This is a genomic window from Burkholderia sp. HMSC10F09, assembly GCF_001806955.1.
GTDB lineage: Bacteria > Pseudomonadota > Gammaproteobacteria > Burkholderiales > Burkholderiaceae > Burkholderia > Burkholderia multivorans.
The window spans coordinates 1-23,718 of record NZ_KV786615.1 but is presented as its reverse complement, the minus strand read 5'-3'; the positions used below and the strand labels follow the sequence as shown (position 1 = coordinate 23,718).

At 68.5% G+C, this 23,718-nt stretch carries 22 protein-coding genes and 1 pseudogene; 5 read left to right on the top strand and 18 right to left on the bottom strand.

Features of this window, described 5'->3' with window-relative positions; genetic code table 11:
- The coding region (locus HMPREF3115_RS32245) for an acyl-CoA dehydrogenase family protein (RefSeq protein WP_256276099.1) at positions 1–381 on the bottom strand (381 nt) is incomplete at its 3' end.
- A gap of 61 nt (positions 382–442) precedes the next feature.
- Positions 443–2,575, bottom strand: coding sequence for a 3-hydroxyacyl-CoA dehydrogenase NAD-binding domain-containing protein (locus tag HMPREF3115_RS07360; RefSeq protein ID WP_006411006.1), 2,133 nt, complete (start codon positions 2,573–2,575; stop codon positions 443–445).
- A 242-nt stretch (positions 2,576–2,817) separates the two neighbouring features.
- Here HMPREF3115_RS07360 and HMPREF3115_RS07355 point away from each other — a divergent pair, with 242 nt between their 5' ends.
- Both HMPREF3115_RS07355 and ggt read left to right on the top strand, forming a co-directional pair.
- Positions 2,818–3,744: a LysR family transcriptional regulator gene (locus HMPREF3115_RS07355; protein ID WP_006407059.1), complete on the top strand. Its 927-nt coding sequence runs from the start codon at positions 2,818–2,820 to the stop codon at positions 3,742–3,744.
- Between the two features lie 78 nt (positions 3,745–3,822).
- Positions 3,823–5,694 carry a gamma-glutamyltransferase gene (gene ggt, locus HMPREF3115_RS07350; RefSeq protein WP_053296794.1) on the top strand — a complete coding sequence of 624 codons (1,872 nt, stop codon included), beginning with the start codon at positions 3,823–3,825 and terminating at the stop codon, positions 5,692–5,694.
- 21 nt (positions 5,695–5,715) lie between these two features.
- Here ggt and HMPREF3115_RS07345 read toward each other — a convergent pair whose 3' ends face one another.
- From HMPREF3115_RS07345 to HMPREF3115_RS07320, 6 genes are all read right to left on the bottom strand, one after another.
- Positions 5,716–6,684 carry an ABC transporter permease subunit gene (locus HMPREF3115_RS07345; protein ID WP_070553920.1) on the bottom strand — a complete coding sequence of 323 codons (969 nt, stop codon included), beginning with the start codon at positions 6,682–6,684 and terminating at the stop codon, positions 5,716–5,718.
- On the bottom strand, positions 6,684–7,481 hold the full coding sequence (locus HMPREF3115_RS07340; protein WP_070553918.1) for a taurine ABC transporter ATP-binding protein: 798 nt from the start codon (positions 7,479–7,481) through the stop codon (positions 6,684–6,686). Before HMPREF3115_RS07340 ends, HMPREF3115_RS07345 begins: the two co-directional genes overlap by 1 nt.
- Positions 7,482–7,512: 31 nt before the next feature.
- Complete coding sequence (tauA, locus tag HMPREF3115_RS07335; protein ID WP_006412685.1) at positions 7,513–8,529, bottom strand: taurine ABC transporter substrate-binding protein; 1,017 nt, start codon at positions 8,527–8,529, stop codon at positions 7,513–7,515.
- Between the two features lie 256 nt (positions 8,530–8,785).
- Positions 8,786–9,778, bottom strand: a complete 993-nt coding sequence (gene lipA / locus HMPREF3115_RS07330) for a lipoyl synthase (RefSeq protein WP_006407064.1) — start codon at positions 9,776–9,778, stop codon at positions 8,786–8,788.
- Positions 9,771–10,517, bottom strand: coding sequence for a lipoyl(octanoyl) transferase LipB (gene lipB, locus HMPREF3115_RS07325; RefSeq protein WP_006411008.1), 747 nt, complete (start codon positions 10,515–10,517; stop codon positions 9,771–9,773). The genes lipA and lipB overlap by 8 nt, the downstream gene beginning before the upstream one ends.
- 84 nt (positions 10,518–10,601) lie before the next feature.
- On the bottom strand, positions 10,602–10,928 hold the full coding sequence (locus tag HMPREF3115_RS07320) for a DUF2917 domain-containing protein (RefSeq protein ID WP_070553928.1): 327 nt from the start codon (positions 10,926–10,928) through the stop codon (positions 10,602–10,604).
- A 102-nt stretch (positions 10,929–11,030) separates the two neighbouring features.
- Here HMPREF3115_RS07320 and HMPREF3115_RS07315 point away from each other — a divergent pair, with 102 nt between their 5' ends.
- Positions 11,031–12,077: a transcriptional regulator GcvA gene (locus HMPREF3115_RS07315; RefSeq protein WP_006407067.1), complete on the top strand. Its 1,047-nt coding sequence runs from the start codon at positions 11,031–11,033 to the stop codon at positions 12,075–12,077.
- Here the strand turns inward: HMPREF3115_RS07315 and HMPREF3115_RS07310 are convergent.
- From HMPREF3115_RS07310 to HMPREF3115_RS07265, 10 genes are all read right to left on the bottom strand, one after another.
- Positions 12,061–12,369 (bottom strand): HP0495 family protein, encoded by a 309-nt coding sequence (locus tag HMPREF3115_RS07310; RefSeq protein WP_006398148.1) that lies wholly within the window; start codon positions 12,367–12,369, stop codon positions 12,061–12,063. The genes HMPREF3115_RS07315 and HMPREF3115_RS07310 overlap by 17 nt on opposite strands.
- Complete coding sequence (locus HMPREF3115_RS07305; protein WP_006407068.1) at positions 12,369–13,295, bottom strand: D-amino acid aminotransferase; 927 nt, start codon at positions 13,293–13,295, stop codon at positions 12,369–12,371. Before HMPREF3115_RS07305 ends, HMPREF3115_RS07310 begins: the two co-directional genes overlap by 1 nt.
- A 49-nt stretch (positions 13,296–13,344) precedes the next feature.
- Positions 13,345–14,661: a D-alanyl-D-alanine carboxypeptidase family protein gene (locus HMPREF3115_RS07300; protein ID WP_070553916.1), complete on the bottom strand. Its 1,317-nt coding sequence runs from the start codon at positions 14,659–14,661 to the stop codon at positions 13,345–13,347.
- Between the two features lie 610 nt (positions 14,662–15,271).
- Entirely contained in the window at positions 15,272–15,916 is a 645-nt protein-coding gene (locus HMPREF3115_RS07295; RefSeq protein ID WP_006411007.1) for an alpha/beta hydrolase, read from the bottom strand.
- 13 nt (positions 15,917–15,929) lie between these two features.
- Positions 15,930–16,247, bottom strand: coding sequence for a (2Fe-2S) ferredoxin domain-containing protein (locus HMPREF3115_RS07290; RefSeq protein WP_006407072.1), 318 nt, complete (start codon positions 16,245–16,247; stop codon positions 15,930–15,932).
- A gap of 166 nt (positions 16,248–16,413) precedes the next feature.
- A complete protein-coding gene (locus HMPREF3115_RS07285; RefSeq protein ID WP_035488830.1) occupies positions 16,414–17,565 on the bottom strand; it encodes a VanZ family protein in 1,152 nt (383 codons plus the stop codon).
- A gap of 19 nt (positions 17,566–17,584) precedes the next feature.
- Complete coding sequence (locus tag HMPREF3115_RS07280; protein WP_006407074.1) at positions 17,585–18,208, bottom strand: ABC-type transport auxiliary lipoprotein family protein; 624 nt, start codon at positions 18,206–18,208, stop codon at positions 17,585–17,587.
- Between the two features lie 55 nt (positions 18,209–18,263).
- Positions 18,264–19,193: an MlaD family protein gene (locus HMPREF3115_RS07275; protein ID WP_070553914.1), complete on the bottom strand. Its 930-nt coding sequence runs from the start codon at positions 19,191–19,193 to the stop codon at positions 18,264–18,266.
- Positions 19,194–19,205: 12 nt separating this feature from the next.
- Positions 19,206–20,084: an ABC transporter ATP-binding protein gene (locus tag HMPREF3115_RS07270; protein WP_006408950.1), complete on the bottom strand. Its 879-nt coding sequence runs from the start codon at positions 20,082–20,084 to the stop codon at positions 19,206–19,208.
- A complete protein-coding gene (locus HMPREF3115_RS07265; RefSeq protein ID WP_035488944.1) occupies positions 20,081–21,205 on the bottom strand; it encodes an MlaE family ABC transporter permease in 1,125 nt (374 codons plus the stop codon). Before HMPREF3115_RS07265 ends, HMPREF3115_RS07270 begins: the two co-directional genes overlap by 4 nt.
- Positions 21,206–21,535: 330 nt before the next feature.
- On the opposite strand from HMPREF3115_RS07265, the gene HMPREF3115_RS07260 reads away from it, so the two are divergent.
- Both HMPREF3115_RS07260 and HMPREF3115_RS33045 read left to right on the top strand, forming a co-directional pair.
- The gene (locus HMPREF3115_RS07260; RefSeq protein WP_070553912.1) at positions 21,536–23,605 is read left to right on the top strand and encodes a bifunctional 2',3'-cyclic-nucleotide 2'-phosphodiesterase/3'-nucleotidase; all 2,070 of its coding nucleotides are present in this window, start codon (positions 21,536–21,538) and stop codon (positions 23,603–23,605) included.
- An 8-nt stretch (positions 23,606–23,613) separates the two neighbouring features.
- Positions 23,614–23,718, top strand: a pseudogene (locus HMPREF3115_RS33045) (sel1 repeat family protein); the annotation flags it as partial.

Here is a 23,718-nt window from a genome sequence, read left to right as displayed (position 1 = left end):
GCCCTGGCACCACCAGTCGGTGCCGTCGAGAATGCGCGGCAGCCAGTGGCGCTTCTGCGCTTCGCTGCCGTACTTGATCAGCACGGGCCCCAGCATGTTGACGCCGAACGGCACGATGCGCGGCGCGCCGGCCAGCGCGCATTCGTTGTCGAACAGGAACTTCTGCGCGACGCTCCAGCCGGGGCCGCCGTATTCGCGCGGCCAGTGGCTCGCGAGCCAGCCGCGCGCGTTCAGGATCGCGTGCCATTCCTGCATGTCGTCGCGCGTCAGCGGCAGGCCGTGCTTGACCTTGTGCGCGGTGCGCTCGGGCAGCTCGGTTCGCAGGAAGCGCTGCACGTCCGCGCGGAACGCTTCCTCTTCAGGCGTGAAATTGAGGTCCATCGTGAGTCGGTGTCCAATCCGAGGGGTGTGGGCGTCCGGGTACGGACGCGTTCGAAAGCATTCAGTCGATGCGGTTCAGGCTCGCGAAATTGGCGCCGCGCTCGACGAGCTCGACGAGCAGCGGCGACGGCTTCCAGAACAGCGGATCTTCTTCGGCGAACGCGCGGATGTCGGCGAGCACGTTCGCGAGACCCACCGTGTCCGCGTAGTGCATCGGGCCGCCGCGATAGCGCGGAAAGCCGTAGCCGTGCAGGAATACCGCGTCGACGTCGAGCGGCCGCAGCGCGATCTTCTCGTGCACGACGTTCGCGCCTTCGTTGATCATCGCGGCGAGATAGCGGCGCAGAATCTCGTCGTCGGTGAATGCGCGCGGCACGATGCCCTTCTTCGCGCGTTCCTGCTCGACGATCGCTTCGACTTCCGGATCCGGCGTGCCGACGCGTGCGCCGTCCGGATACAGGTAGTAGCCGCGGCCGGTCTTCTGGCCGAACCAGCCGCGCTCGCAGAGCCGGTCTGAAATCTCGACGTAGCGTGCACGCGGGTCGCGCGTCGCCGCGCGGCGCTTGCGCGTCGCCCAGCCGATGTCGCCGCCGGCGAGGTCGACGACCTGGAACGGCCCCATCGGAAAGCCGAATTCGCGCACCGCGCGATCGATCTGGTACGGCGACGCGCCGTCTTCCATCAGGTAGTCGGCCGCCGTGCGATACACGGCGAGAATCCGGTTGCCGATGAAACCGTCGCAGACGCCCGCGCGCACCGGCATCTTCTTCAGCTGGCGCGCGAGCGCGAACGCGGTCGCGACGACGTCCGCGCTCGCGCGGGCCGGCACGACGATTTCGAGCAGCTTCATCACGTTGGCCGGCGAGAAGAAATGCAGGCCGATCACGTCGGCCGGACGATCGATGCTGGCTGCGAGCGCGTCGATGTCGAGATACGACGTGTTGGTCGCGAGCACCGCGCCCGGCTTGCACACGCGTGCGAGCTCCGCGAACACGGCCTGCTTCACGGCCATGTCCTCGAACACGGCTTCGATCACGACGTCGACCTGCGCGAGCGCGTCGTACGACGTGCTGCCCTTGAGCCGCGCGATGCGTGCGGCCTGCGCGGCGGGCGTCATCCGCCCCTTCGCGACGAGCGCGTCGTAGACCTTCTCGACGTGCGCGCGGCCGCGTGCGAGCGCGGCTTCGTCGCGCTCGATCATCGTGACCGGCAGCCCGGCGTCGAGCGCCGCGATCGCGATCCCCGCCCCCATCGTGCCGCCGCCGACCACGCCGATCCGCTCGATCGGCCGCGCGGTGCCGCGGCGCGCCTCCGGCACCTTCGCGGCTTCGCGTTCGGCGAAGAACGCGTGTACGAGGCCCGCGCGCTGCGGGCTGTCGATGCATTGCAGGAACAGGCTGCGCTCGAGTTTCATTCCCGCGTCGAACGGCTGCGCCAGCGCGGCTTCGACCGCGTCGACGATCTTCGCCGGCGAGAACAGCCCGCGCGACTTCTTCGGCAGCTCGGCACGAGCGGCGTCGATCGCGGCCTGCGCGGCCGCGCGATCCGCCAGCGCCTGCGCGTCGCGCGTACGCCGGGCCGGCGCGCCGAGCGACACCAGCTCCTGCGCGTAGGCAAGCCCTTCGGCAAGCGTGTCGTCGCTGTGCGCGAGGCGATCGACGAGGCCGAGCGCGAGCGCTTCCTCAGCGCTCGCGTGGCGGCCTGTCAGCATCAGGTCGAGCGCCGCCTTCGCGCCGATCAGCCGCGGCGTGCGCTGCGTGCCGCCGGCGCCCGGCAGCAGCCCGAGCGTGACTTCGGGCAGCCCGAGCTTCGCGCCGGGCACCGCGAGCCGGTAATGCGCGGCGAGCGCGACTTCGAGGCCGCCGCCGAGCGTCGCGCCGTGCAGCGCGACGACGACGGGCTTCGCGCTCGACTCGATGCGTGCGCACACGTCGGGCAGCGACGGCGGCACCGGCGGCTTGCCGAATTCGCGGATGTCCGCGCCGGCGATGAAGTTGCGGCCGGCGCCGACGATCAGCACGGCGCGGATCGCGTCGTCGGCCTGCGCGGCGTCGAGCGCGTCCGCGAGGCCGCGGCGCACGTCGGCCGACAGCGCGTTGACGGGTGGATGATCGATCGTGACGACGAGCACCTTGTCGCGCCGTTCGCGCGTGACGGTGCCGTTGGACGGGGCGGAAAAAGCGGGCGAGTTCATCGTGTCTCCTTGATGCGGCGGCCGGCGTCGCGGCGGCCGGCGCGCGGCCGGGCCGGGACGCCCGCTCCGATCCCGCGCATCACGCGATGGCGGGACAGATCCGGCGGCATGCCGGGGGCATGACTCGATTCTCGATTGATCGAGATTCATTGACAATTCCAGCGAGCTTTTACAAGCTGTCAAGTCCGACTTGACATTGAACGTTTGCCGGCCCGTGTGCGAGCCGGTACGGAGACGCCCGGATGGACCTGAACGCGCTGACGCTGCTCGTCGAGATCCTCGACGCCGGCAATCTGAGCAAGGCCGCGCAGCGGCTGAAGATGAGCCGCGCGAACGTCAGCTATCGGCTGAACCAGCTCGAGCGCTCGATCGGTCAGCAGCTCGTACGGCGCACGACGCGACGCATCGAGCCGACCGAGATCGGGCTGAAGCTGTACGAGCACGGCCGGCGCATCCGCAACGAACTGCTCGCCGCGCAGGAATCGGTGACGACGCTCGGGCAGGACCTGCAGGGCCGCGTGCGGTTGTCGGTACCGAGCGGCTACGGGCAGATGGTGATGGCCGACTGGCTGCTCGCGTTCAAGCGGCTGCATCCGGGCATCGTGCTCGACGTCGTGTTCGAGAACCGCGTCGAGGATCTGATGCGCGACGAGATCGACATCGCGGTGCGCGTGATGCCCGAGCCGCCGCCGAATCTCGTCGCGCGCGACATGGGGGCGGTGCGCTACGTCGCCTGCGCGTCGGCCGCGTTCGCGGCCGAGCACGGGATGCCGGCGAGCCTCGACGCGCTGTCGGCCGGCCCGGTCGTCACCGCGACGGTGATGGGCCGGCAGTTGCGCATTGCCGCGTATCTCGGCGACGAACGTCACGAGGTGCTGCTCGAGCCGACGCTGGTATCGGAGAACTTCCTGTTCCTGCGGCAGGCGATCCTCGCCGGCATCGGCGTCGGCATCGTGCCCGACTACGTCGTGCAGGACGACATGCGGCGCGGCGCCATCGTCACGTCGCTCGACGCATATCGGCTCAGCATCTTCGGCACGCACATGTACATGCTCTACATGCCGAACCGTCATCACACGCGCGCGACCTCGACCTTCATAGAGTTCATCCTCGAACAGGCCGGAAAGACCGGCCGGCGCGGGCCCGACGCGCTGCGTCAGGGTTCCTGACGGATGACAATCGGCGCGCCGCGCGGCGACAATAGCGCGCCCGCCGCCTCCTTCGACTTCATTGCTGCAGAGGGTTCCATGTTCGACCGGCTTCGTCCGTCTTCGCGTCCGTGGACGCTGATCGCCGCCATCGCGCTCGTCGCGTTCAATGCCGCCTGCACGTCGCCTGCCGCGCCGCCCGCCGCGGTCGTGCCCGTTGCGGCCTCCGGCGCCGCCGCGCCGCTGCCCGGCATGCATGCGCCCGAACTCGCGACCGGCTGGACCGACAAGCCGGGCTGGACCGCGCAGCACTACATGATCGCGGCCGCGAATCCGCTCGCGACGCAGGCCGGCTACGAGATGCTGAAGGCCGGCGGCACTGCGGTCGATGCGGCGATCGCGACGCAGATGGTGCTCGCGCTCGTCGAGCCGCAGTCGTCCGGCATCGGCGGCGGCGCGTTCATGCTGTACTTCGACGGCAAGACGACGCAGGCGTACGACGGCCGCGAAACGGCGCCGGCCGCCGCGACCGACCGCCTGTTCTACGGCCCGACCGGCCAGCCGATGAGCTTCTACGAAGGCGTCGTCGGCGGGCGCTCGGTCGGCACGCCCGGCGTGCTGCGCATGCTCGAGGCGGCGCATCGCGCGAACGGCAAGCTGCCGTGGCGGCGGCTGTTCCAGCCGGCGATCCGGCTCGCCGAGCATGGCTTCACGATCAGCCCGCGGCTCGCGACGCTGATCGCGAACGATCGCTATCTCGCGAACGATCCGGCCGCGCGCGCGTACTTCTACAACAAGGACGGCACGCCGAAGGCGGCCGGCACCGTGCTGAAGAACCCGGCGCTCGCGGTCGTGCTGCGGCAGGTCGCCGATCGCGGCGCGAACGCGTTCTATACCGGCGCGATCGCGCGCGACATCGTCGCGAAGGTGCGCAAGCACCCGACCAATCCCGGGCTGCTGTCGATGCAGGATCTCGCGCGCTACAAGGCGAAGGTGCGCGCGCCGCTGTGCGCCGACTACCGGCGCTCGATCGTCTGCGGGATGCCGCCGCCGTCGTCGGGCGGCCTCGCGATCGCGCAGATGCTCGGCATCCTCGAGGCGATGCCCGACTGGCAGCAGATCGGCGCGCAGAAGCCGGTGCGCAACGAGGTCGGCTACGAGCCGACGCCGTTCGCCGCGCACGTGTTCAGCGAAGCCGGGCGGCTCGCGTATGCGGATCGCGCGCGCTATGTCGCCGATCCCGACTTCGTGCCGCTGCCGGGCGGCAACTGGGCGAGTCTGATCGACAAGTCCTATCTCGCCCAGCGCGCGCAGTTGATCGGCGACAACAGCATGGGCGTCGCGCAGGCCGGCACGCCGCAGGGCGCGACGCTCGCGATGGCCGACGACCGCAGCCCGGAACTGCCGTCGACGTCCGACATCGCGATCGTCGACCGCTACGGTCACGCGCTATCGATGACGACGAGCATCGAAGATGCATTCGGCTCGCGGCTGATGGTGCGCGGCTTCCTGCTCAACAACCAGCTCACCGACTTCTCGTTCGTGTCGACCGAGAACGGCCGGCCGGTTGCGAATCGCGTGCAGCCCGGCAAGCGGCCGCGCTCGGCGATGTCGCCCGAACTCGTGTTCGACAAGAAGACGAAGCAGGTGACGCTGATCGTCGGCTCGGCCGGCGGCCCCGCGATCATCAATCACGTCGCGAAGGCGCTGGTCGGCGTGCTCGACTGGGGGATGACGATGCAGCAGGCGATCGCACTGCCGAATTTCGGCTCGATGAACGGGCCGACGCAGCTCGAACGCGGCCGCGTGTCGGACGCGCTCGTCGAAGGGCTCAAAGGCCGCGGGCACGACGTGCAGATCGTCCAGATGAACTCGGGGCTGCAGGGCATTCAGCGGCTCAACGTGCAGGGGCAAACGGTGTGGTTCGGCGGCGCCGATCCGCGGCGGGAAGGCGTTGCGATGGGCGAGTGAGCGGCCGCGCAGCGGCGACGCTTACGCCCGCCCCTTCCACGGCACCACGCGCCGCTCGACCCAGCGCATCGCGAGATCGAACAGCCACGCGATCGCGCCGATGATCAGGATGCCCATCACGACGATGTCGGTGCGCAGAAAGCTCGACGCGTTCAACACCATCTGCCCGAGCCCGGCCGTCGCCGCGACCATCTCGGCCGCGACGAGCGTCGTCCAGCCGAAGCCGATCGCGATCCGCAGCCCCGTGAGAATCTCCGGCAGCGCGGCCGGCAGCACGACGTGGCGCACGATCTGCGCGAAACTGCCGCCGAGCGAATACGCCGCATTGATCTGCTCGACGGTCGCCGCGCGCACGCCGGCGCGCGCCGCCATCGCGATCGGCGCGAAGCAGGCGAGGAAGATCACGACGAGCTTCGCGGTCTCGTCGATGCCGAACCAGATCACGACGAGCGGTAGATACGCGAGCGGCGGCAGCGGCCGGTAGAACTCGAGCAGCGGATCGAGCACGCCGCGCGCGATGCGGCTTACGCCCATCAGGATGCCGGCCGGCACGCCGATCGCGGTCGCGAGCAAGAACGCCCCGAATACGCGCGCGGCGCTCCATAGCAGATGCTCCGACAGCGGCAGCCCGCCCTGGATGCGACCGTGCCATGCGTCGACGAACGCAGTCCAGACCGCTTCGGGCGCAGGCAGGAACAACGGCGGCAGCCACTGCCGATGCGTCGCGACCCACCAGAGCACGGCGAGCGCCGCGATCGTCGCCGCGCTGAGCACGGCCGTGTTGCCGTGCCCCGGCAGCCGATAGCGGTGCGATGTGCGCGCCGGACGACGTGATGCCTCGTGGCGTTGCGCCGCGCCGTCATCCTGCTTGAAGTGCGCGGCCGTTCGATCGGCCGCCCACGAATCCTGTGTGCTCATGCTGTCCTGCCTGTGCAAAGTGCTGATCCGGCGACGCCCGACCGACACGCCGTGCCGTGCGAGCTCGCCCATCACGCGACCTCGCCGAGCGTTTCGTCGCGATGCAGATAGGCGATCAGGCGCTCACGCCATGCGATGAATTCCGGCGACGACTTCACCGCGCGCGCATCGCGCGATTCGACATAGCGGCGCGCGAACGGCAGCTCGAAGGTTTCCGCGATCCGGCCGGGACCGGGCGTCATCACGACGAGGCGCGTCGCGAGGAACAGCGCCTCCTCGACGTCGTGCGTGATGAAGAACACCGTCTTGCCGGTGCGCGCCCACACGTCGAGCACGAGCGCCTGCATCGTGCCGCGCGTCAGTGCATCGAGCGCGCCCATCGGCTCGTCCATCAGCAGCACGCGCGGATCGCTCGCGAGCGCACGCGCGATGCCGACGCGCTGCTGCATCCCGCCCGACAGTTCGTAGACACGCGCATGCGCGTGGTGCTCGAGCCCGACGAGCGCGAGCATGTCGCGCGCACGTGCCTCGCGCTCGGTCTTCGACACGCGCGCGAAGCGCAGCCCGAGCGCAACGTTGCCGAGCACGTCGAGCCACGGCAACAGCGCGTATTTCTGGAACACGACGCCGCGATCGGCGCCGGGCCCCTCGATCGGCACGCCGTCGACGCACACCTCGCCCGTCGTCGGCGCGACGAAGCCGGCCATGCAGTTCAGCAGCGTCGTCTTCCCGCACCCGGACGCGCCGAGCGCGACGACGAATTCACCGGCATCGATGCGCAGGTCGACGCGCGCGAGCGCCTGCGTCGTCGGCCGCCCGCGCTCGCCCGGATAGGCGACCGATACCTGACGGACTTCCAGCGTGCTCATGATCGAAGGCTCCGCGTGGGGATCGCCGCGCTCAGCGCGCGGCCTTCTGCACGAACTGCGGATCGACGCCGACCGAATAGTCGGACAGCACCGTCTGGATCGTGCCTTGCGATTTCAGGAATGCGGCCGTGGCCGCGAGCGATTTCGCGGCGCCCGATTGCGCGCCGCCGCCGAGCCAGGTCGACGATGCCTGCTCGGCCGGCGTCGGGAACGCGTACAGCGCGAGGCTCGCCGGCACGTCCTGCGCATTCGCGCCCGACACCTTCGCGACGGCCGCGACCTGCGGCGAGCCGACCTTCCATGCGGCCGTATGCGCGCGGTAGTCGGCGTCGGCCGCGGCGAGCACCTTGACGAAGCGCGTGACGAACTCCGGGTTCTCGCGCGCGAACTTGCGGTTCACGACGAAGCCGTCGAAGGTCGCCTTGCCGCTTTCCTTCGCGACCTGGCCCGACGTCGTCAGCACCGTGCCCGACTGCTTGACCTTCGCGAGCACCGGATCCCAGATGTAGGTCGCATCGATGTCGCCGCGCGTCCATGCGGCCGCGACTTCGGGCGGACGCAGGTTGACGATCTTCACGTCGTTCGGATTGACGCCCGCGGCCTGCAGCGCGACGAGCGTGTGGAAGTGCGACGTCGACACGAACGGCACGCCGATCTTCTTGCCCTTGAGCGCCGCGATGCTGGTCACGCCGGAGCCGTTGCGCGCGACGAGCGCCTCCGCGTCGTTGATGTTGTCGAGCACCCAGAACAGCGAGATGTCGAGCCCCTGCGACAAGCCGGCCGCGATCGGGCTCGAACCTGCCTCGCCGAGTTGCACCGAGCCCGACGCGAGCGCGCGGATCACGTCGGCGCCGCTGTCGAGCTTGCGGAACGTGACTTTGTAGCCGGTCGCCTTTTCGACTTCACCGCTCGCCTGCGCATAGCGCCACGGCACGACCATGTCCTGATACGCGATCACGACTTCGCGCGATTCGGCGTGTGCCGCGCCGAGCGCGGCGAAGGCGGTCAGCGCGACGACGGCGCGGCGGACGAAGCTGAAACGGGACATGCGGCTCTCCTTCGGAATGCGGGTGTTGCGGCGGAGAGCCGACTATAGGAGGTTTGCGCGCGGCGGGAGCGAACTTATCCTGCGAAGCTATCGACGGCGTTTCAGCTTTGCTTTTCACGCTGAATTGGATCGCGCGTCCGGTCGAGTGGCGATTGTCGTGCGAATACGCGCTTGGCGGCCGCACCAATGAAAAAGCCCGCATCGCTGCGGGCTTTTTCGGTTGCACGACTTCATGCAGAACAGGCAGCGCGGACGCTCAAACCACCCCCGCCCCGTGCGCCTGCAGATCGGCGTGATAGCTCGAGCGCACCATCGCGCCGACGGCCGCGTGCGTGAAGCCCATCTTGTACGCCTCTTCCTCGTACATCTTGAACGTGTCCGGATGCACGTATGCGCGCACCGGCAGATGATGCTCGGACGGCTGCAGATACTGACCGATCGTCAGCATGTCGACGTCGTGCGCGCGCAGGTCGCGCATCACCTGCAGAATTTCCTCTTCGGTCTCGCCGAGGCCAACCATCAGGCCCGACTTCGTCGCGACGTCCGGATGCAGCGCCTTGAAGTCCTTCAGCAGCTTCAGCGAATGCGCATAGTCCGAACCGGGGCGCGCTTCCTTGTACAGGCGCGGCACCGTTTCGAGGTTGTGGTTCATCACGTCGGGCGGCGCCGCGTTCAGGATCGACAGCGCACGGTCGAGGCGGCCGCGGAAGTCCGGCGTCAGGATTTCGATGCGCGTTTCCGGCGACTGCTCGCGCACTTCGCGAATGCATTCGACGAAGTGGGCCGCGCCGCCGTCGCGCAGGTCGTCGCGGTCGACGCTCGTGATCACCACGTACTTCAGCTTCAGCGCGGCGATCGTGCGCGCAAGGTTCTTCGGTTCGTCGGCGTCGAGCGGATCGGGACGGCCGTGGCCGACGTCGCAGAACGGGCAGCGGCGCGTGCACTTGTCGCCCATGATCATGAACGTCGCCGTGCCCTTGCCGAAGCATTCGCCGATGTTCGGGCAGCTCGCTTCCTCGCACACGGTGTGCAGGTTGTGCTCGCGCAGGATCGTCTTGATCTCGTTGAAGCGCGAGCTGCCGGTGGCCGCCTTCACGCGGATCCACTCGGGCTTCTTCAGCTTCTCGATCGGCACGACCTTGATCGGAATGCGCGCCGTCTTCGCCTGCGCCTTCTGCTTGGCGGTCGGGTCGTACGCAGGGGTCGCGGCCGAATCGGCCGGTGCGGGAGAAGCGGTAACGTCAGTCATTCGAATGTTCCAGTGCGTGCGGCGTGTCGGCGGCCGCGGATTCGCCGTCGAGGTTGGCGATCAGACGCCGCACCAGCGTGCGGGCCACGTCGTTCCAGTCGGCGGCAACCTCGAGGCTCGCCATATCGACGGTTTCCAGTCCGGCATAGCCGCACGGATTGATCGCGAGAAACGGGCGCAGATCCATCTTCACGTTCAGGCTCAGCCCGTGATAGCTGCAGCCGTTGCGGATCTTCAGGCCGAGGGCGGCAACCTTCGCGCCCTCGTGCACGCCGGATGCCACGTAGATCCCCGGCGCGCCCGCCTTGCGGACCGAAGCGAGATTATACGCCGCGAGGGTTTCGATCACGGCCTCCTCGATCTTCGTCACCAAGCTGCGCACCATCAGCTTGCGCCGGCGCAAGTCGAGCAGCAGGTAGGCGACGATCTGGCCGGGGCCGTGATAGGTGATTTGCCCGCCGCGGTCGACCTTCACGAGCGGAATGCCGCTATCGGCCACCAGCAGATGGGCCGGATCGCCGGCCTGGCCGAGCGTGTAGACGGGCGGATGTTCGACGATCCAGATCTCGTCGACGGTGTCGGCCGTGCGCGCGTCGGTGAATGCGCGCATCGCGTCGAAGCTCGTCTCGTACGGCTCGACGCCGCGCCAGCGCACGACGACCGGCGGGACCGCGATGGCGGCGGACGATTCGGGAGCGGCGACGGGCGTGGACACAATGGCAACCGGCGAAACGGACATGGGCGGTAGTTTACCGAAAACCCATGGGTCTCGCCGGCCGCGGAAAGGGACGGATCGCGGCGATCCGTCCGAGGAAAGCGCGCGTCAGACGGTTCGCCAGCCGTCGTGAAACAGCGCGCTCACGCGTTCGCGCAGCCGTGCGAGTCCGCTGAGCGCGACGTCCTTCGCGGGCCGCGACACCGAAAACGCGACGCACGCGCTCTGCCCGCCTTCCGCGCTGAGCCACAGCCGCTCGCCGCGACGCAGCCGCAGCGTCTCGCCGTCGACGAGGAAGTAGTCGTCGACATCGTTGCTGCGCGTCGCCCACACCGGCCCGCACTGGACCGTCAGCCGCGTGCTGCGCTGCACCTTCATCGGCACCGTTTCGCCGGGGGGAATCTCGAACGTGACGCTTGTGGAAATTTCTTGCATGATCGACTCCGCCAAAAAACGCTTCGATGGCTACAATCGTAGTCATTGCGACACGTCCGACCAAACGACCAATTTTCACGTCGATGTGAGGAAAATTAGCAAATGGACCTGCGCCAGCTGCCCGCGCTGAACGCGATTCGCGCGTTCGAAGCCGCTGCCCGGCACGAGAATTTCTCGCGCGCCGCCGACGAACTGTTCGTCACGCACGGCGCGGTCAGCCATCAGGTGCGCGCGCTCGAAGACGAGCTCGGCGTGAAGCTGTTCACGCGCAACGGCAAGCGCCTGTGCCTGACCGACGCCGGGATGCGCTACGCGCAGCAGGTCCGCACCGCGCTGATGATGCTCGCCGACGCGACGCGCCAGGTGCGCGCGAGCGACCGCGATCGCCGGCTCGTCGTGTCGATGCTGTCGTCGTTCGCCGCGCGCTTCGTCACGCCGCGGATCGGCACGTTCATCGAACGCCATCCGGAAATCGACGTCGAGTTGCAGTCCACGAATGCGCTGACCGACTTCGCACGCGACGACGTCGATCTCGCGATCCGCTTCGGCTTCGGCAGTTATCCGGGGCTGTATGTCGAGCCGCTGCTCGACGAGGCGTTCTTTCCGGCGTGCGCGCCGACGCTGAACGGCGGCAAGCTGCCACAGACGCCCGCCGATCTCGTCCATTACAACCTGCTGCGCTCCGACGACGAGCTGTGGCGCCCGTGGTTCGACGCGGCGGGCCTCGATACGCTGACCGAACCGAAGCGCGGCATTCTCTATCAGGACTCGTCGAATCTGCTGCAGGCCGCAATCGAGGGTCAGGGCATCGCGCTCGTGCGCCGCTCGCTCGCGCTGCACGATCTGCTCGACGGCCGGCTCGTGCGGCTGTTCGACATCGACGGGCCGAGTCCGTGGCACTACTTCTTCGTGTGCCCGCCGCCGCTGCTCGGTACGCCGCGCGTGCAGGCATTCAGGACGTGGATTCTTCAGGAAGTCGCGCAGTTCAAGCTGCTCTGCGACGAACTCGATGCGCGGCGTGCGGCCGGCAAGTGTCCGCAGGAGTGTGCGCGAGAAGGCGGGTGGAAGGGGATTGCCGCCCGTTCCGCCGGCACCGGCGGAACGGAGGACGAAACGCACGCGGCATCGGCCGTTACAGCACGACCTTGACCATCGGATGGCCGGTCAGCGCGCGGTAGATGTTGTCGAGCTGTTCCTGGCTCGTCGCACGCACCGTGACGGTCAGCCCCGTATAGTTGCCGCCGCTCGACGCGCGCTCCTCGATCTTCTCGAGGTCGATCTCGTTGTCGTGAACGCTCACGACCTTGAAGATCGTGTCCTTGAACTCGGGGTGCGCCTTGCCCATGATCTTGATCGGGAAGTCGCACGGGAACTCCAGCAGCGACTCCTTCGGCGTTTCGATCGCGCCGGTCACCTCGACGGTTTTGGTCGGTTCGCTCATCACTTCCTCCGGGAAAGGTCAAACTGTTCAAACTCGCGCGCTTTCGCGCGCTGGTACGCGTCGTACAACGCCGCGAATACCGGGCCCGGCTTGCCGCCCTGTACGGGCAGATCGTCGAGCGACGTCACCGGCAGCACTTCCTTCGTCGCCGATGTAATCAGGATTTCGTCCGCGGCGCGCAGCTCGCTTTCGCTGATCTCGCGCGCGATGAAGCGGATGCCGCATTCGTCGGCGAGCTCCTCGAGCAGCGCATAGCGGATCCCCTCGAGGATCTTGTTGCTGCGCGGCGGCGCATACAGCTCGCCGTTCTTCACGACCCAGACGTTCGACGACGATCCTTCGGTCAGGTTGCCGTCGCGCAGCTGCACCGTTTCGAACGCGTCGCGCTCGGCCGCATGCTGTGCCATCAGCACGTTGCCGAGCAGCGACGTCGACTTGATGTCGCAATGCAGCCAGCGCCGATCTTCGGCCGTCACGCAGCGCACACCCTTCGCGCGCTCCTCCGCAGACGGCAGCCGCAGCGGGCTCGTCATCGCGAATACGGTCGGCACCGCGTTCGCCGGGAACGCATGGCCGCGCTTCGCGACGCCGCGCGTCACTTGCAGGTACACGAGCGCGTGGCTATCGCCGAGCGCCTGCGCATTCGCGTCGACGAGGCGCTCGATCAGCGCGCGCCAGCCCGCCGCGTCGTGCGGGTTGTCGATGCCGATCTTCTTCAGGCTGCGCTCGAGCCGCTCCAGATGCTGTGCGATCCGGAACGGCACGTGCGCGCCGTCGTGCGCATAGACGGGGACGACTTCATACACCCCGTCGCCGAAGATGAATCCGCGATCGAGCACCGGCACGCGTGCTTGCGACAGCGGCACCATTTCTTCTTGAGACGCTACGCTCAGATAGACGATCGGTTCGAATTCGGTTGGGCTCATGGCTATACCAGATGGGGATGAAGTCGTCGAAAGAAAGACCCGCCGCGCGTTACTTCTTCTTGCTGAACATCAGCAGGATCGAGTCCCAGATACGGCCGAAGATACCCGCTTCCGGCACGGCCTGCAGCGCGACGACCGGGAATTCGGACAGCGTCTTGCCGTCGGCGACGACCTTCACGGTGCCGACCTGCTGCCCTTGCGCGAGCGGCGCGATCAGCGGCGCATTGACGTCGACTTCCGGCTTGACCTTGTCGCCGAGGCCGCGCGGCACGGTCACCCACTGGTCGCTCGCGACGCCGACCTGCACGGTGTTCTCCTTGCCCTTGTAGAGGCGCGGCGTCGAGATCGCCTGGCTGCCCTTGAACAGGCGCACCGCGTCGAACGCGCTATAGCCGTAGTTCAGCATCTTCATGCTGTCCTGCGTGCGGTCGCTCTCCTTCGGCTCGCCCATCATCACGGCGACCAGACGGCGCTGTGCGTCCGAAGCGCCCGGAATCGGGCGCTTCGCCGACGAGATCAGGCAGAAGCCGGCTGCCTGCGTGTGGCCGGTCTTCAGGCCGTCGACGGTCGGATCGAGCCACAGCAGACGGTTGCGGTTGCCCTGGCGGATGTTGTTGTACTTGAATTCCTTCTCCGAGAAGATGCCGTAGTACTGCGGAAAATCGCGGATCAGGTGCGCGGACAGCTTCGCGAGGTCGCCGGCCGTCGTGTAGTGGTTCGGGTCGGGCATGCCGTTCACGTCGGCGAAGTGCGTGCCTTTCATGCCGAGGCGCTGCGCCTCGTCGTTCATCATCGTGACGAACTGCGCTTCGCTGCCGCCGACCAGTTCGGCCAGCGCGATCGCCGCGTCGTTGCCCGACTGGATGATCATCCCGTACACGAGGTCGTGCACCGACACCGGCTTGTTCGCCTCGATGAACATCCGCGACTCGTCGCGGCCGACACGGCGCACGGCCTCGCTCGGCGTGACGATCTGCTCCATCGAGATCTTCTTCTTGTCGAGCGCTTCGAACACGAGGTATGCGGTCATCAGCTTCGTCAACGACGCCGGCTCCACACGCTCGTCCGCATTGCCCGAGGCGAGCACCGTGTTGCTCGTCGCATCGACGAGCACCCACGAGCGCGCGTTCACGCCCGGCGGCGGCACTGCGCCCGGCATGAAAGTCGCCGGTGCGCCGGTCGACTGCTCGGCGGCGGCCGGCGCCGCATGCGCGGCCTTGGCCTTGGCGGCCGGCTTCGCCTCGGCGACGACGATCGTCGACGCGAGCGCGACAGGCAGCATCACGCCGAGCGCGACGTTGCGCGCGGCGGTGCCGAAGGCGATGGAGGAAGCGAGGGACTTGAGGCCTTGGGAAGACAGACGCATGATCGATTCAGGCTGATGGCAGAAAGTGCGGCGCGAAACGCGCACGGTTGAACGGCAAGGCGGCAGGCGTTTCGGGGCACTCGCCCGATACCTCGGACGACGCGAAACGCGCCGGTTGGACTCGTGCGGACGCGTTCGGTTCGCGGCCGTCGCGAGCGGACGGACAGGCAGCGAAACGAGCGCCGCATGGGCCCAGCCGGGCCGCGGGCGACGCGAAATGCGGCCATTATACGTGGCCGCGAAACGCGTTTTCGCGAAGCGGAGGATGAAAGGCCGTGCATGCGGCCGGCAGGCATCGTGCGGCCGCATCGCGCGACAACTCGGTGGAGATGCCATTTGCAATGCGACTCGACCGACCCGCGAGTAAGCCGCCATGAATGCGCGTACAGGTTTTTATAGGCGCACACGCGCGGCCAGAAGCTTGTCCCGTCAGGACGGCGGCAGCGGAAGATGGAGCGTGACGGACGGCACGACAAAGATGGAACAGCGATCGGAAAAGGAATGAAATCGCCGCCTCGAGCACGTCGCTTCGCTCGGCTGCCGTGCCTTCGAGCGCGACACGATGTCGCTCGAAGCACGGCGCGGTTTCGAATGCAGGCCGCTATACCGTCTACCGCCACGCATCGATGACGATGCGCTTCAGCACATGCAGCTTGCGATGGAAGAAATGCTCGGCGCCCGGAATCACGACGACCGGCAGTTCCTGCGGGCGCGCCCAGTCGTACACGGACGCGATCGGCACCGTGTCGTCGAGTTCGCCGTGAATGACGAGCGTGTTCTCCGGCACGTCGGCCACTTGCCAGCGGCTCGCGGCCGTGCCGACGAATACCATCCGCTCGATCGCCTCGCCCGCGTCGCGCAGCCGCTTCGCGACATGCGACAGCACGAAGGTGCCGAACGAAAAGCCCGCGAGCACGAGCGGCAGGTCCGCATACGCGGGCTGCGCGCGCATGTGCGCGACCACCGCGAGCAGATCGTCGGCCTCGCCGATGCCGTTGTCGTGCACGCCTTCGGTCGCGCCGACGCCGCGGAAGTTCGACCGGTAGACCACATAGTCGAGCTGCACGAGCGTGCGCGCGAGCGTCTGCGCGACCTTGTTGTCCATCGTGCCGCCGAACAGCGGATGCGGGTGCGCGACGAGCGCGATCCCGCGCGGCGCGGCGCTGCCTTCGCGCACCGCGTCGGGCATGTCGACCGCGATTTCGATCTGCCCGACCGGGCCGGCAATCAGCGATTTCTGCGTATGTACGTTCATGACGCCGGCCCGCTCAGATCTTCAGGCGCTCGACGATCTTTCCGTCGCGCAGATGCGACTCGACGATCTCGTCGATGTCGGCCTTGTCGACGTACGTGTACCACGTGCCTTCCGGATACACGACCATCACCGGCCCTTCCTCGCAGCGGTCGAGGCAGCCGGCCTTGTTGATGCGGACCTTGCCGGCGCCGGCGAGGCCCAGTTCCTTCACGCGCTTTTTCGCGTATTCCTGCATCGTCTGCGCGTCGCATTGCGCGCAGCTCGGGCGGTCGGCGCCGGGCTCGCGCTGATTCAGGCAGAAGAAGACGTGGTGCTGGTAGTAGGAATCCATGGTGATGACGACGAGCGGCCCGGCGATGCCGGACGGATGGTGGGCGGAACGCCGTTGCGCGGCGCTCGGACGGTGCGGACGATTATAACGAGCGGCGCGCGCCGCTGCCTGCCGGCTGCCCGCCGCGCCGCCCGTCACCGGCGAAAGCTGCCCGCCCCGCCGCCCGTCACCGGCGCGCGAAGGCCGGCAGCCACGCGCGCTCGACGCGCTGCCCGAGCCAGATCAGCGCCGCGTACGGCCAGATCCACGCGAGCCAGCGCGCGAGGCTGTTGAAGTGCACGTAGCGCCCCTGCCGCCAGCCGGACAGCGTGAAATCGAAGAACGGATTGACGGGCAGCAGATTGACGAGCGCAATGCCCGCGAGCAGCGCGACGGCTGCGAGCGCCGCGCGCCACGTCGCCGGCACGCGCAGCGCGACGAGCGCCGCCGCGAAGCCGAGTTCGATGCCGAGCCGCGCGCCGGGCGTCGCCCAGACGACGACGAGCCCCGTCGCCGACTGCATGAACGTCGCCGCCGCCTTCAGCACGAGCGCCGCGCCGAGGAAGGCGGCCAGCAGCCGGATCCGCGGCGCCTGCGCCCGCATCGCGAGCGATGCGACGGCGAGTGCGGCGAACAGCATCAGCGCGCCGATCACGGCCTCCCACGCGGAGTCGGACAGCCAGCCGTCGACGCGCTCCGGCCATTCGCCGACGTGCCACGCGGCGGGCAGCCACGCGAGCAGCGCGTCCTGCATCGACGCATCCGCACGCGCCCACAGCGCGGCCGGCCAGTCGCCGATACCGAACAGGAACGGCGACGGAAACAGGATCGCGAACGGCCACACCGCGGCGAGCAGCAGCGGCGTCGCGCCGTCGGCCTCGAACCATGCGGTGCGCAGCCGCCGCAGCGCGCCGCGGTCGAGCAGCGCGCCCGTAGCCGGCGCGACGAGCGCCGCGCCCAGCAGCGCGCCGAGCGCATTGGCGCCGAGATCGAGATTCGACGCGACACGCGTCGGCAGATAGGTTTGCAGCGCTTCCATCGCGCCCGACAGCAGCACGCCGAGCGCGCCCGCGATCAGCGTCGCGGCGATGCCGCGATGCCGTGGATGCAGCGCGAGCACCGCGAGTGCGCCGAACGGCATGTAGCCGAGCACGTTGGTGACCACGTCGAAGGCGGTCACGTAGCGCTGCATCGGCGCGAACAGATAGTCGAACGGACCGATGCCGAACGACACCCAGCCTTCGAACGGGTACAGCGACGCGTAGACGACGAGCGCCGCATACGCGGCAAACGCCTGCCGCGCGAGCGACGACGCGCGATGCGTGCCGGGCGCGTTCATCGCCGCCGCGCGTCGCACGTCATGGCGTGCCCGCGTAGGCCTGCACGCCGACCCATGCGGCGATCTGCGACACGAGCTCGTCGCTCGCGGCGGCGAGCGCTCGCGCGCCGCCCGCGGCATCGGGCGTGCTCGACGGCGCGCGCGCGACGAAGGTGCGCTGGCCGAGCACCTTGCCGTCCTGCATCAGCGTCGCGCGCGCGGTGACGGCGCCGTGGCTCTGCGACTGTCCGTCGAACACCTGCTCGAACTCGCTCAGGTCGACCTTCAGCGTCGGCGCGCGCACGCCGTCCGAACCCTCGAGCACCGCGCCGCGCGCGGACAGCGCGCCGCGCAGCCGCTGCGTGAGCAGTTGCGCCGGCGGCGCGATCCAGCGGCTGTCGCGATAGACGGCCATGCGCTGCGCATCCGCGTACGCAAGGCGATAGACGAACTTGTCCGAGTCGAACGCTTCGGGCGCCGACACGTCGAGCACCTTCAGCGCGGGACCGCTGCCGACCGTGCCGACCGGCGTGGCCGGCCCGAGGTCGTAGCGGATGTTCGACAGTGCCGCGCGGTCGGCCGCGCAGCCGGCGGCGAGCACGAGCGTCAGCACCGCGAGCGCGGTCGCGGCCGGGCGCAGCGCGCGATCAAGGAGTCGGGACATGGCGTATTCCTGCATCAATCGAATGGTCGGTTGCAAAGCGCGGCACGGCCGCGCGTCAATGGCCGGCGGCCGCGCCGGGCCACACGAAGCCCGATTCGCCGGGGCCCGGTGCGGGGCCGGGCGAACCGAACAGCAGACTGCTCGGATTGCGGCCGAGTTCACCGGCGACGTCCTTCAATTGCCGCGACGCATCGCCGACGCCGCCCGCGAGCGCATTGAAGCGCGGCAGCGTGTCGTACTGCACGCGCGCGTTCAGGTCGTTCAGCGCGGTGCCGACCTGCTCGGCGGCCGTGCCGGCCTTGTTCAGATTCGCGACGAGCGGCCCGTTCGGCTGCAGCAGCCGGTTCGCCGACGCCATCGTCCGGTTCACCTCGGTCATCGTGCCTGGCAGCGCGGTCACGGCCGGGCCGAGCTGCTTCGACAGCGTCGTCACGCCGTCGGCCGCGTGCTGCAGGCTCTCGGCGGTGGCGCGCAGCTGCTCACGCATCTCCGGCGACATCAGCTCGTTCACGCTTTTGGCGGCGAGCTCGAGTTGCCGCAGCAGCACGTCGCCGCGCGACTGGAGCTGGTCGAACAGGCTCGGGCGCATCGGGATCTGCGCGATCGCTTTCGGCGACGACGGCAGCGGCGACAGATCGCGGCCCGTGTCCTCGAGCTGCACGAACGCGATGCCCGTCACGCCCTGAAAACCAAGGCTGCCGTACGTCGACTGCGTGATCGGCGCGTCGTGATCGACGAGAATCCGGATCCGGATCTGCCCCGGATGCGAGCGGTCGAAGCCGATCGACTGCACCTTGCCGACGTCGAGGCCGCGAAAGCGCACGGCGGCGTCCGGGAACAGCCCCGTGACGTTGGTGCGCGCGATCAGGTCGTACGGCACGCGTACCGTACGGTCGACGTTGAACCAGAACACGGCCCCCACGATCGCGAGCGTCAGCAGGATCGTGAACAGGCCGGCCCAGAACGCATGTGATTTGTTTTCCATTCGCGGGTTCCTTTACAGCTCGACGCTCGACAGCGCCGGTTCGAGGGCCGCCTTCGGCAGCTTCGCGCGCCGCTCGGGCGGCAAGGCCTGCAGCGCGCGGCGTCCGCGCAGCCCCAGGAAATACTCGTGGATGAACGGATGATCGACGTTGGCGGCCTCCTCGACCGGCGCGGCGACCAGCACCTTGCGATCGGCCAGCACCGCGACGCGCGTCGACAGCGCGACCATCGTGTCGAGATCGTGCGTGACCATCACGACGGTCAGCCCGAGCGTGCGGTGCAGCGTCGCGATCAGCTCGACGAATTCGTCGGATGCCTGCGGATCGAGGCCCGCGGTCGGCTCGTCGAGAAACAGCAGCTCGGGCTCGAGCGCGATCGCGCGCGCGATGCCGACGCGCTTCACCATCCCGCCCGACAGCGCCGCCGGCATCTTCGATGCGTGCTTGCACGGCAGCCCGACCATCTCGAGCTTGAGCATCACGATGTCGTGCAGCAGGTCCGGCGGCACGCGGCCGAGCTCGCGCAGCGGCTGCGCGACGTTGTCGAACACCGTCATCGACGAGAACAGCGCGCCGTGCTGAAACAGCATGCCGGAACGCGTGCGCATCAGCCGCGCGCTCGCCGCGTCGATGGTCGACGTGTCCTGGCCGAACACCTTGATCGTGCCCGACGTCGGCCGCTCGAGGCCGAGGATCTGCCGCACGAGCGTCGTCTTGCCGGAGCCCGAGCCGCCGACGATCGACACGATCTCGCCGCGCCGCACGTCGAAATCGAGCTTCTGGTGAACGATGTTGCGCCCGTAGCGCTTGGTCAGGTTGCGCACCTCGATCACGCGATCGTCGTGCGCGTCGGCCACGGCGGAAGGCGAAGCCGGTTCGTTCGATACGCTCATCCGAGCCCCACGTTCTGGAACAGGATCGCGAACACCGCGTCCGCGAGGATCACGACCGTGATCGACGTGACCACGGAGGTCGTCGTGCCTTCGCCGAGGCTCTGCGAGTTCGCCTTGATCCGGAAGCCGAAATGGCATGCGACGAGCGCGATCAGCATCCCGAACACGACGCCCTTGCCGAGACCGATGTACAGGTTCGCGATCGGCACGACACCCGGCAGCGAACGCACGAAGTAGTTCACGTCGATGCCGAGCACCATCTTCGCGGCGAGCGCGCCGCCCGTCAGCGCGACGATGTTGGTCCACATCACGAGCAGCGGCATCGCGACACCGAGCGCGAGCACGCGCGGCAGGATCAGCCGCAGCCCGTGCGGAATGCCCATCACGCGCATCGCGTCGAGCTCCTCGGTCACGCGCATCACGCCGATCTGCGCGGTAATCGCCGAGCCCGAGCGGCCCGCGACGAGAATCGCCGACAGCACCGGGCCGAGCTCGCGAATCACCGCGAGGCCGAGGATGTTCACGATGTAGCGGTTCGCGCCGAACATCTGCAGTTGCTGCGCGGACAGATAGCTGAGCACGATGCCGATCAGGAACGCGACGAGCGCCGTGATCGGCAGCGCCTGCGCGCCCGCGCTGTAGATGTTCGCGGACGTTTCCTTCCACGGCATCGTCTGCGGGCGGCGCAGCACCGACAGTGCGTCGAGGATCACGCGGCCGAACATCGCGATGCCGCCGTGCAGATGCTCGGCGAACGCGAACAGCATCAGCCCGAGCCGCGTGATAGGCCCGACACGCACGACGCGCTCGGGCGCCTCGCGCTGGCTGTCGAGCCGCTCGATGCGCTCGAAGATCGTGCGTTGCGTGGCCGTGAGTGCGATGCCCGGCGGCAGCTTGCGGCCCCATACGCGCCACAGCGCCTGGCCGCCGACGTGGTCGAGCCGCCCGATGCCGGACAAGTCCCATTCGCTCACGCTGCCTGTGGCGACGCTCTCGGCGCGGCGCACCACCGCACCGCGATTGCGGGCGAGGGCGAGCGCGGTCCACTGGCCGGTCAGGCGCACGGTCTGGCCCTGGCCGCCGGCGTCGACCGACAGGCCGGGAGGGGTCTCGAAGTCCAAGGGCGGTTTGTTTGCAAATGAATGACAGCGGCCATTGTAGCGAACCGTCCGGCGCCGCGACGTGAGGATTTCCGCGCGCCGACGCGCGCCCGGATTGCCGGCGGCGGCGCGGGCGGGATGCCGGGCCGAGGCCGCCGCATCGCGGCGCAATGCGCTCCGGCACGGCGCCGGCGGCGGCGGCACCGATTCGAGCGCCGATTCGACGGCGCCTTTCATTCTGCCGTCACGTTCGCTTTCGATACTCTCACGCGCCGCACCTCAGGCCGTCGGCACCCGCGCCGCCATCTCGTTGCGCACCTCGTCACGATAAAACACCCAACAGGACATTCGATGCGATTCCCCGCGCTTCCCCGCCGTCGCGTGCCGGCCGCCGCCGCGCTCGCGAGCGTCGCGTTCACCCTCGCCGCATGCGGCGGCGACGACGTCACGTCGCCGCCCGCGTCGCAGCAGCCGGCGCAGGCGCCGGCCGGCACGACCGCGACGCTGGCCGTGCTCGAGACGACCGATCTGCACACCAACGTGCTGTCGTACGACTACTTCAAGCTCGCCGCCGACAACTCGCTCGGCTTCGAGCGCGTGTCGACGCTGATCGCGCAGGCGCGCGCGCAGTATCCGAACACGCTGCTGCTCGACAACGGCGACACGATCCAGGGTACCGCGCTGTCCGACTATCAGGCGCTCGTGAAGCCGATCGGCTGCGATCAGACGCTGGCGATCTACAAGGTGATGAACGCGGCCAAATTCGACGGCGGCGGAATCGGCAATCACGAATTCAACTACGGACTGCCGTATCTGTCGCAGGTGACCGGCAGCACGTTCGACGTCGACGGGCTGCCCGCCCCCGCGCAGCAGAAGAAGTGCGCGGGGCCGAACTTCCCGCAGGTGCTCGCGAACGTGATCAGCGCGAAGACCGGCGAGCCGCTGTTCGCGCCGTACACGATCCTCACGCGCACGCTGACGGCGACCACGCCCGACGGCAAGACCGTCAGCGCGCCGGTGAAGGTCGGCATCATCGGCTTCACGCCGCCGGCGATCATGAACTGGGACAAGCGCTGGCTCGACGGCAAGGTCTACACCACGGGGCTGAAGGAAGCCGCTCAGAAGTACATCCCCGAGATGCGCGCGAAGGGCGCCGAGCTGATCGTCGCGATCTCGCACGGCGGCCTCGACAATTCCGCCTATTCGCCGACGATGGAAAACGGCAGCTGGTGGCTGTCGACCGTGCCCGGCATCGACGCGATGCTGATCGGCCATTCGCACCAGGTGTTCCCGGATGCAACGAGCACGGTCCCGCAGTTCAATCTGCCCGGCGTCGACAAGGTCAAGGGCACCGTCAACGGCGTGCCGACTGTGATGGCGAACTACTGGGGCAAGCACCTCGGCGTGATCAAGCTCGGCCTGAAGTTCGACGGCAAGACGTGGACCGTCGACAAGTCGCAGACGACCGTCGAGGCACGCCCGATCCAGAACGCGGACAAGAGCTACGTCGCCGCCGATCCGTCGGTAGCGGCCGCGATCGCCGCCGAACATCAGGCGACCATCGACTACGTGAAGACGCCGATCGGCTCGACCGACTACCGGATGAACACGTATTTCGCGGACGTCGGCGATCCGGGCGCAATCCAGATCGTCAACGACGCGCAGGCCGACTACGTCGCGCGCTACGTGCAGGCGAACCTGCCGCAATACGCGTCGCTGCCGGTGCTGTCGGTCAGCGCGCCGTTCAAGAGCGGCTTCGGCGGCGGCAGCGACTACACGGACGTCGCGCCGGGCGCGCTCGCGATCAACAACGCGGCCGACCTCTACCTGTATCCGAACACCGTGTATGCGGTGAAGGTGAACGGCGCCGACGTGAAGAACTGGCTCGAGACGGCCGCGAAGCGCTTCAACACGATCGATCCGACCAAGGCGACCGTGCAGCCGCTCGTCGGCAGCTTCCCCGGCTACAACTTCGACATGTTCACGTCGACGGACCTCAAGTACGAGATCGACGTCACGCAGCCGGTCGGCAGCCGGATCCGGAACCTGACGTACAAGGGCGCGTCGATCGATCCGAACGCCGAGTTCATCGTCGCGACGAACAACTACCGCGCGAGCGGCGGCGGCAACTTTCCGGGCCTCGATGGCAGCAAGACGATCTTCGCGTCGCCGGACGCGAACCGCGACGTGCTGATCGCCTACATCAAGCAGCGCGGCACGATCGCGCGCGCGACCGACGGCTCGCATCGCAGCTGGCGCTTCACGAAGCTCGCGAGCTCGGTCGCGCACGTGCGGTTCGCATCGGCGCCGAACCGCGTCGCGGACGCCACCGCGGCCGGCCTGACCGGCATCACGCAGGTCGCGGCCGACGACGGCTCCGGCAAGAACCTCGCGACCTACGAGATCGACCTGACGCAATGAGGCATGCAATGCAACCGATCCGGACGATGCGGCCGGCCGAAACCGGCTTCGCCGCCGCGGCGCGGCGCCTGCTGCGCGTGAAGCTGCCGCCCGCCGCGCTGCTCGCGGCGGCC

Coding starts and splice junctions, on each gene's coding strand:
- HMPREF3115_RS07275 (WP_070553914.1), bottom strand. CDS start 19,193: ATGGAAAACAAATCACATGCGTTCTGGGCCGGCCTGTTCACGATCCTG.
- HMPREF3115_RS07340 (WP_070553918.1), bottom strand. CDS start 7,481: ATGAGCACGCTGGAAGTCCGTCAGGTATCGGTCGCCTATCCGGGCGAG.
- HMPREF3115_RS07300 (WP_070553916.1), bottom strand. CDS start 14,661: ATGCGTCTGTCTTCCCAAGGCCTCAAGTCCCTCGCTTCCTCCATCGCC.
- HMPREF3115_RS07305 (WP_006407068.1), bottom strand. CDS start 13,295: ATGAGCCCAACCGAATTCGAACCGATCGTCTATCTGAGCGTAGCGTCT.
- HMPREF3115_RS07260 (WP_070553912.1), top strand. CDS start 21,536: ATGCGATTCCCCGCGCTTCCCCGCCGTCGCGTGCCGGCCGCCGCCGCG.
- HMPREF3115_RS07270 (WP_006408950.1), bottom strand. CDS start 20,084: ATGAGCGTATCGAACGAACCGGCTTCGCCTTCCGCCGTGGCCGACGCG.
- HMPREF3115_RS07355 (WP_006407059.1), top strand. CDS start 2,818: ATGGACCTGAACGCGCTGACGCTGCTCGTCGAGATCCTCGACGCCGGC.
- HMPREF3115_RS07285 (WP_035488830.1), bottom strand. CDS start 17,565: ATGAACGCGCCCGGCACGCATCGCGCGTCGTCGCTCGCGCGGCAGGCG.
- HMPREF3115_RS07290 (WP_006407072.1), bottom strand. CDS start 16,247: ATGGATTCCTACTACCAGCACCACGTCTTCTTCTGCCTGAATCAGCGC.
- HMPREF3115_RS07320 (WP_070553928.1), bottom strand. CDS start 10,928: ATGCAAGAAATTTCCACAAGCGTCACGTTCGAGATTCCCCCCGGCGAA.
- HMPREF3115_RS07280 (WP_006407074.1), bottom strand. CDS start 18,208: ATGTCCCGACTCCTTGATCGCGCGCTGCGCCCGGCCGCGACCGCGCTC.
- ggt (WP_053296794.1), top strand. CDS start 3,823: ATGTTCGACCGGCTTCGTCCGTCTTCGCGTCCGTGGACGCTGATCGCC.
- HMPREF3115_RS07345 (WP_070553920.1), bottom strand. CDS start 6,684: ATGGGCGAGCTCGCACGGCACGGCGTGTCGGTCGGGCGTCGCCGGATC.
- lipA (WP_006407064.1), bottom strand. CDS start 9,778: ATGACTGACGTTACCGCTTCTCCCGCACCGGCCGATTCGGCCGCGACC.
- tauA (WP_006412685.1), bottom strand. CDS start 8,529: ATGTCCCGTTTCAGCTTCGTCCGCCGCGCCGTCGTCGCGCTGACCGCC.
- lipB (WP_006411008.1), bottom strand. CDS start 10,517: ATGTCCGTTTCGCCGGTTGCCATTGTGTCCACGCCCGTCGCCGCTCCC.
- HMPREF3115_RS07310 (WP_006398148.1), bottom strand. CDS start 12,369: ATGAGCGAACCGACCAAAACCGTCGAGGTGACCGGCGCGATCGAAACG.
- HMPREF3115_RS07360 (WP_006411006.1), bottom strand. CDS start 2,575: ATGAACTCGCCCGCTTTTTCCGCCCCGTCCAACGGCACCGTCACGCGC.
- HMPREF3115_RS07315 (WP_006407067.1), top strand. CDS start 11,031: ATGGACCTGCGCCAGCTGCCCGCGCTGAACGCGATTCGCGCGTTCGAA.
- HMPREF3115_RS07295 (WP_006411007.1), bottom strand. CDS start 15,916: ATGAACGTACATACGCAGAAATCGCTGATTGCCGGCCCGGTCGGGCAG.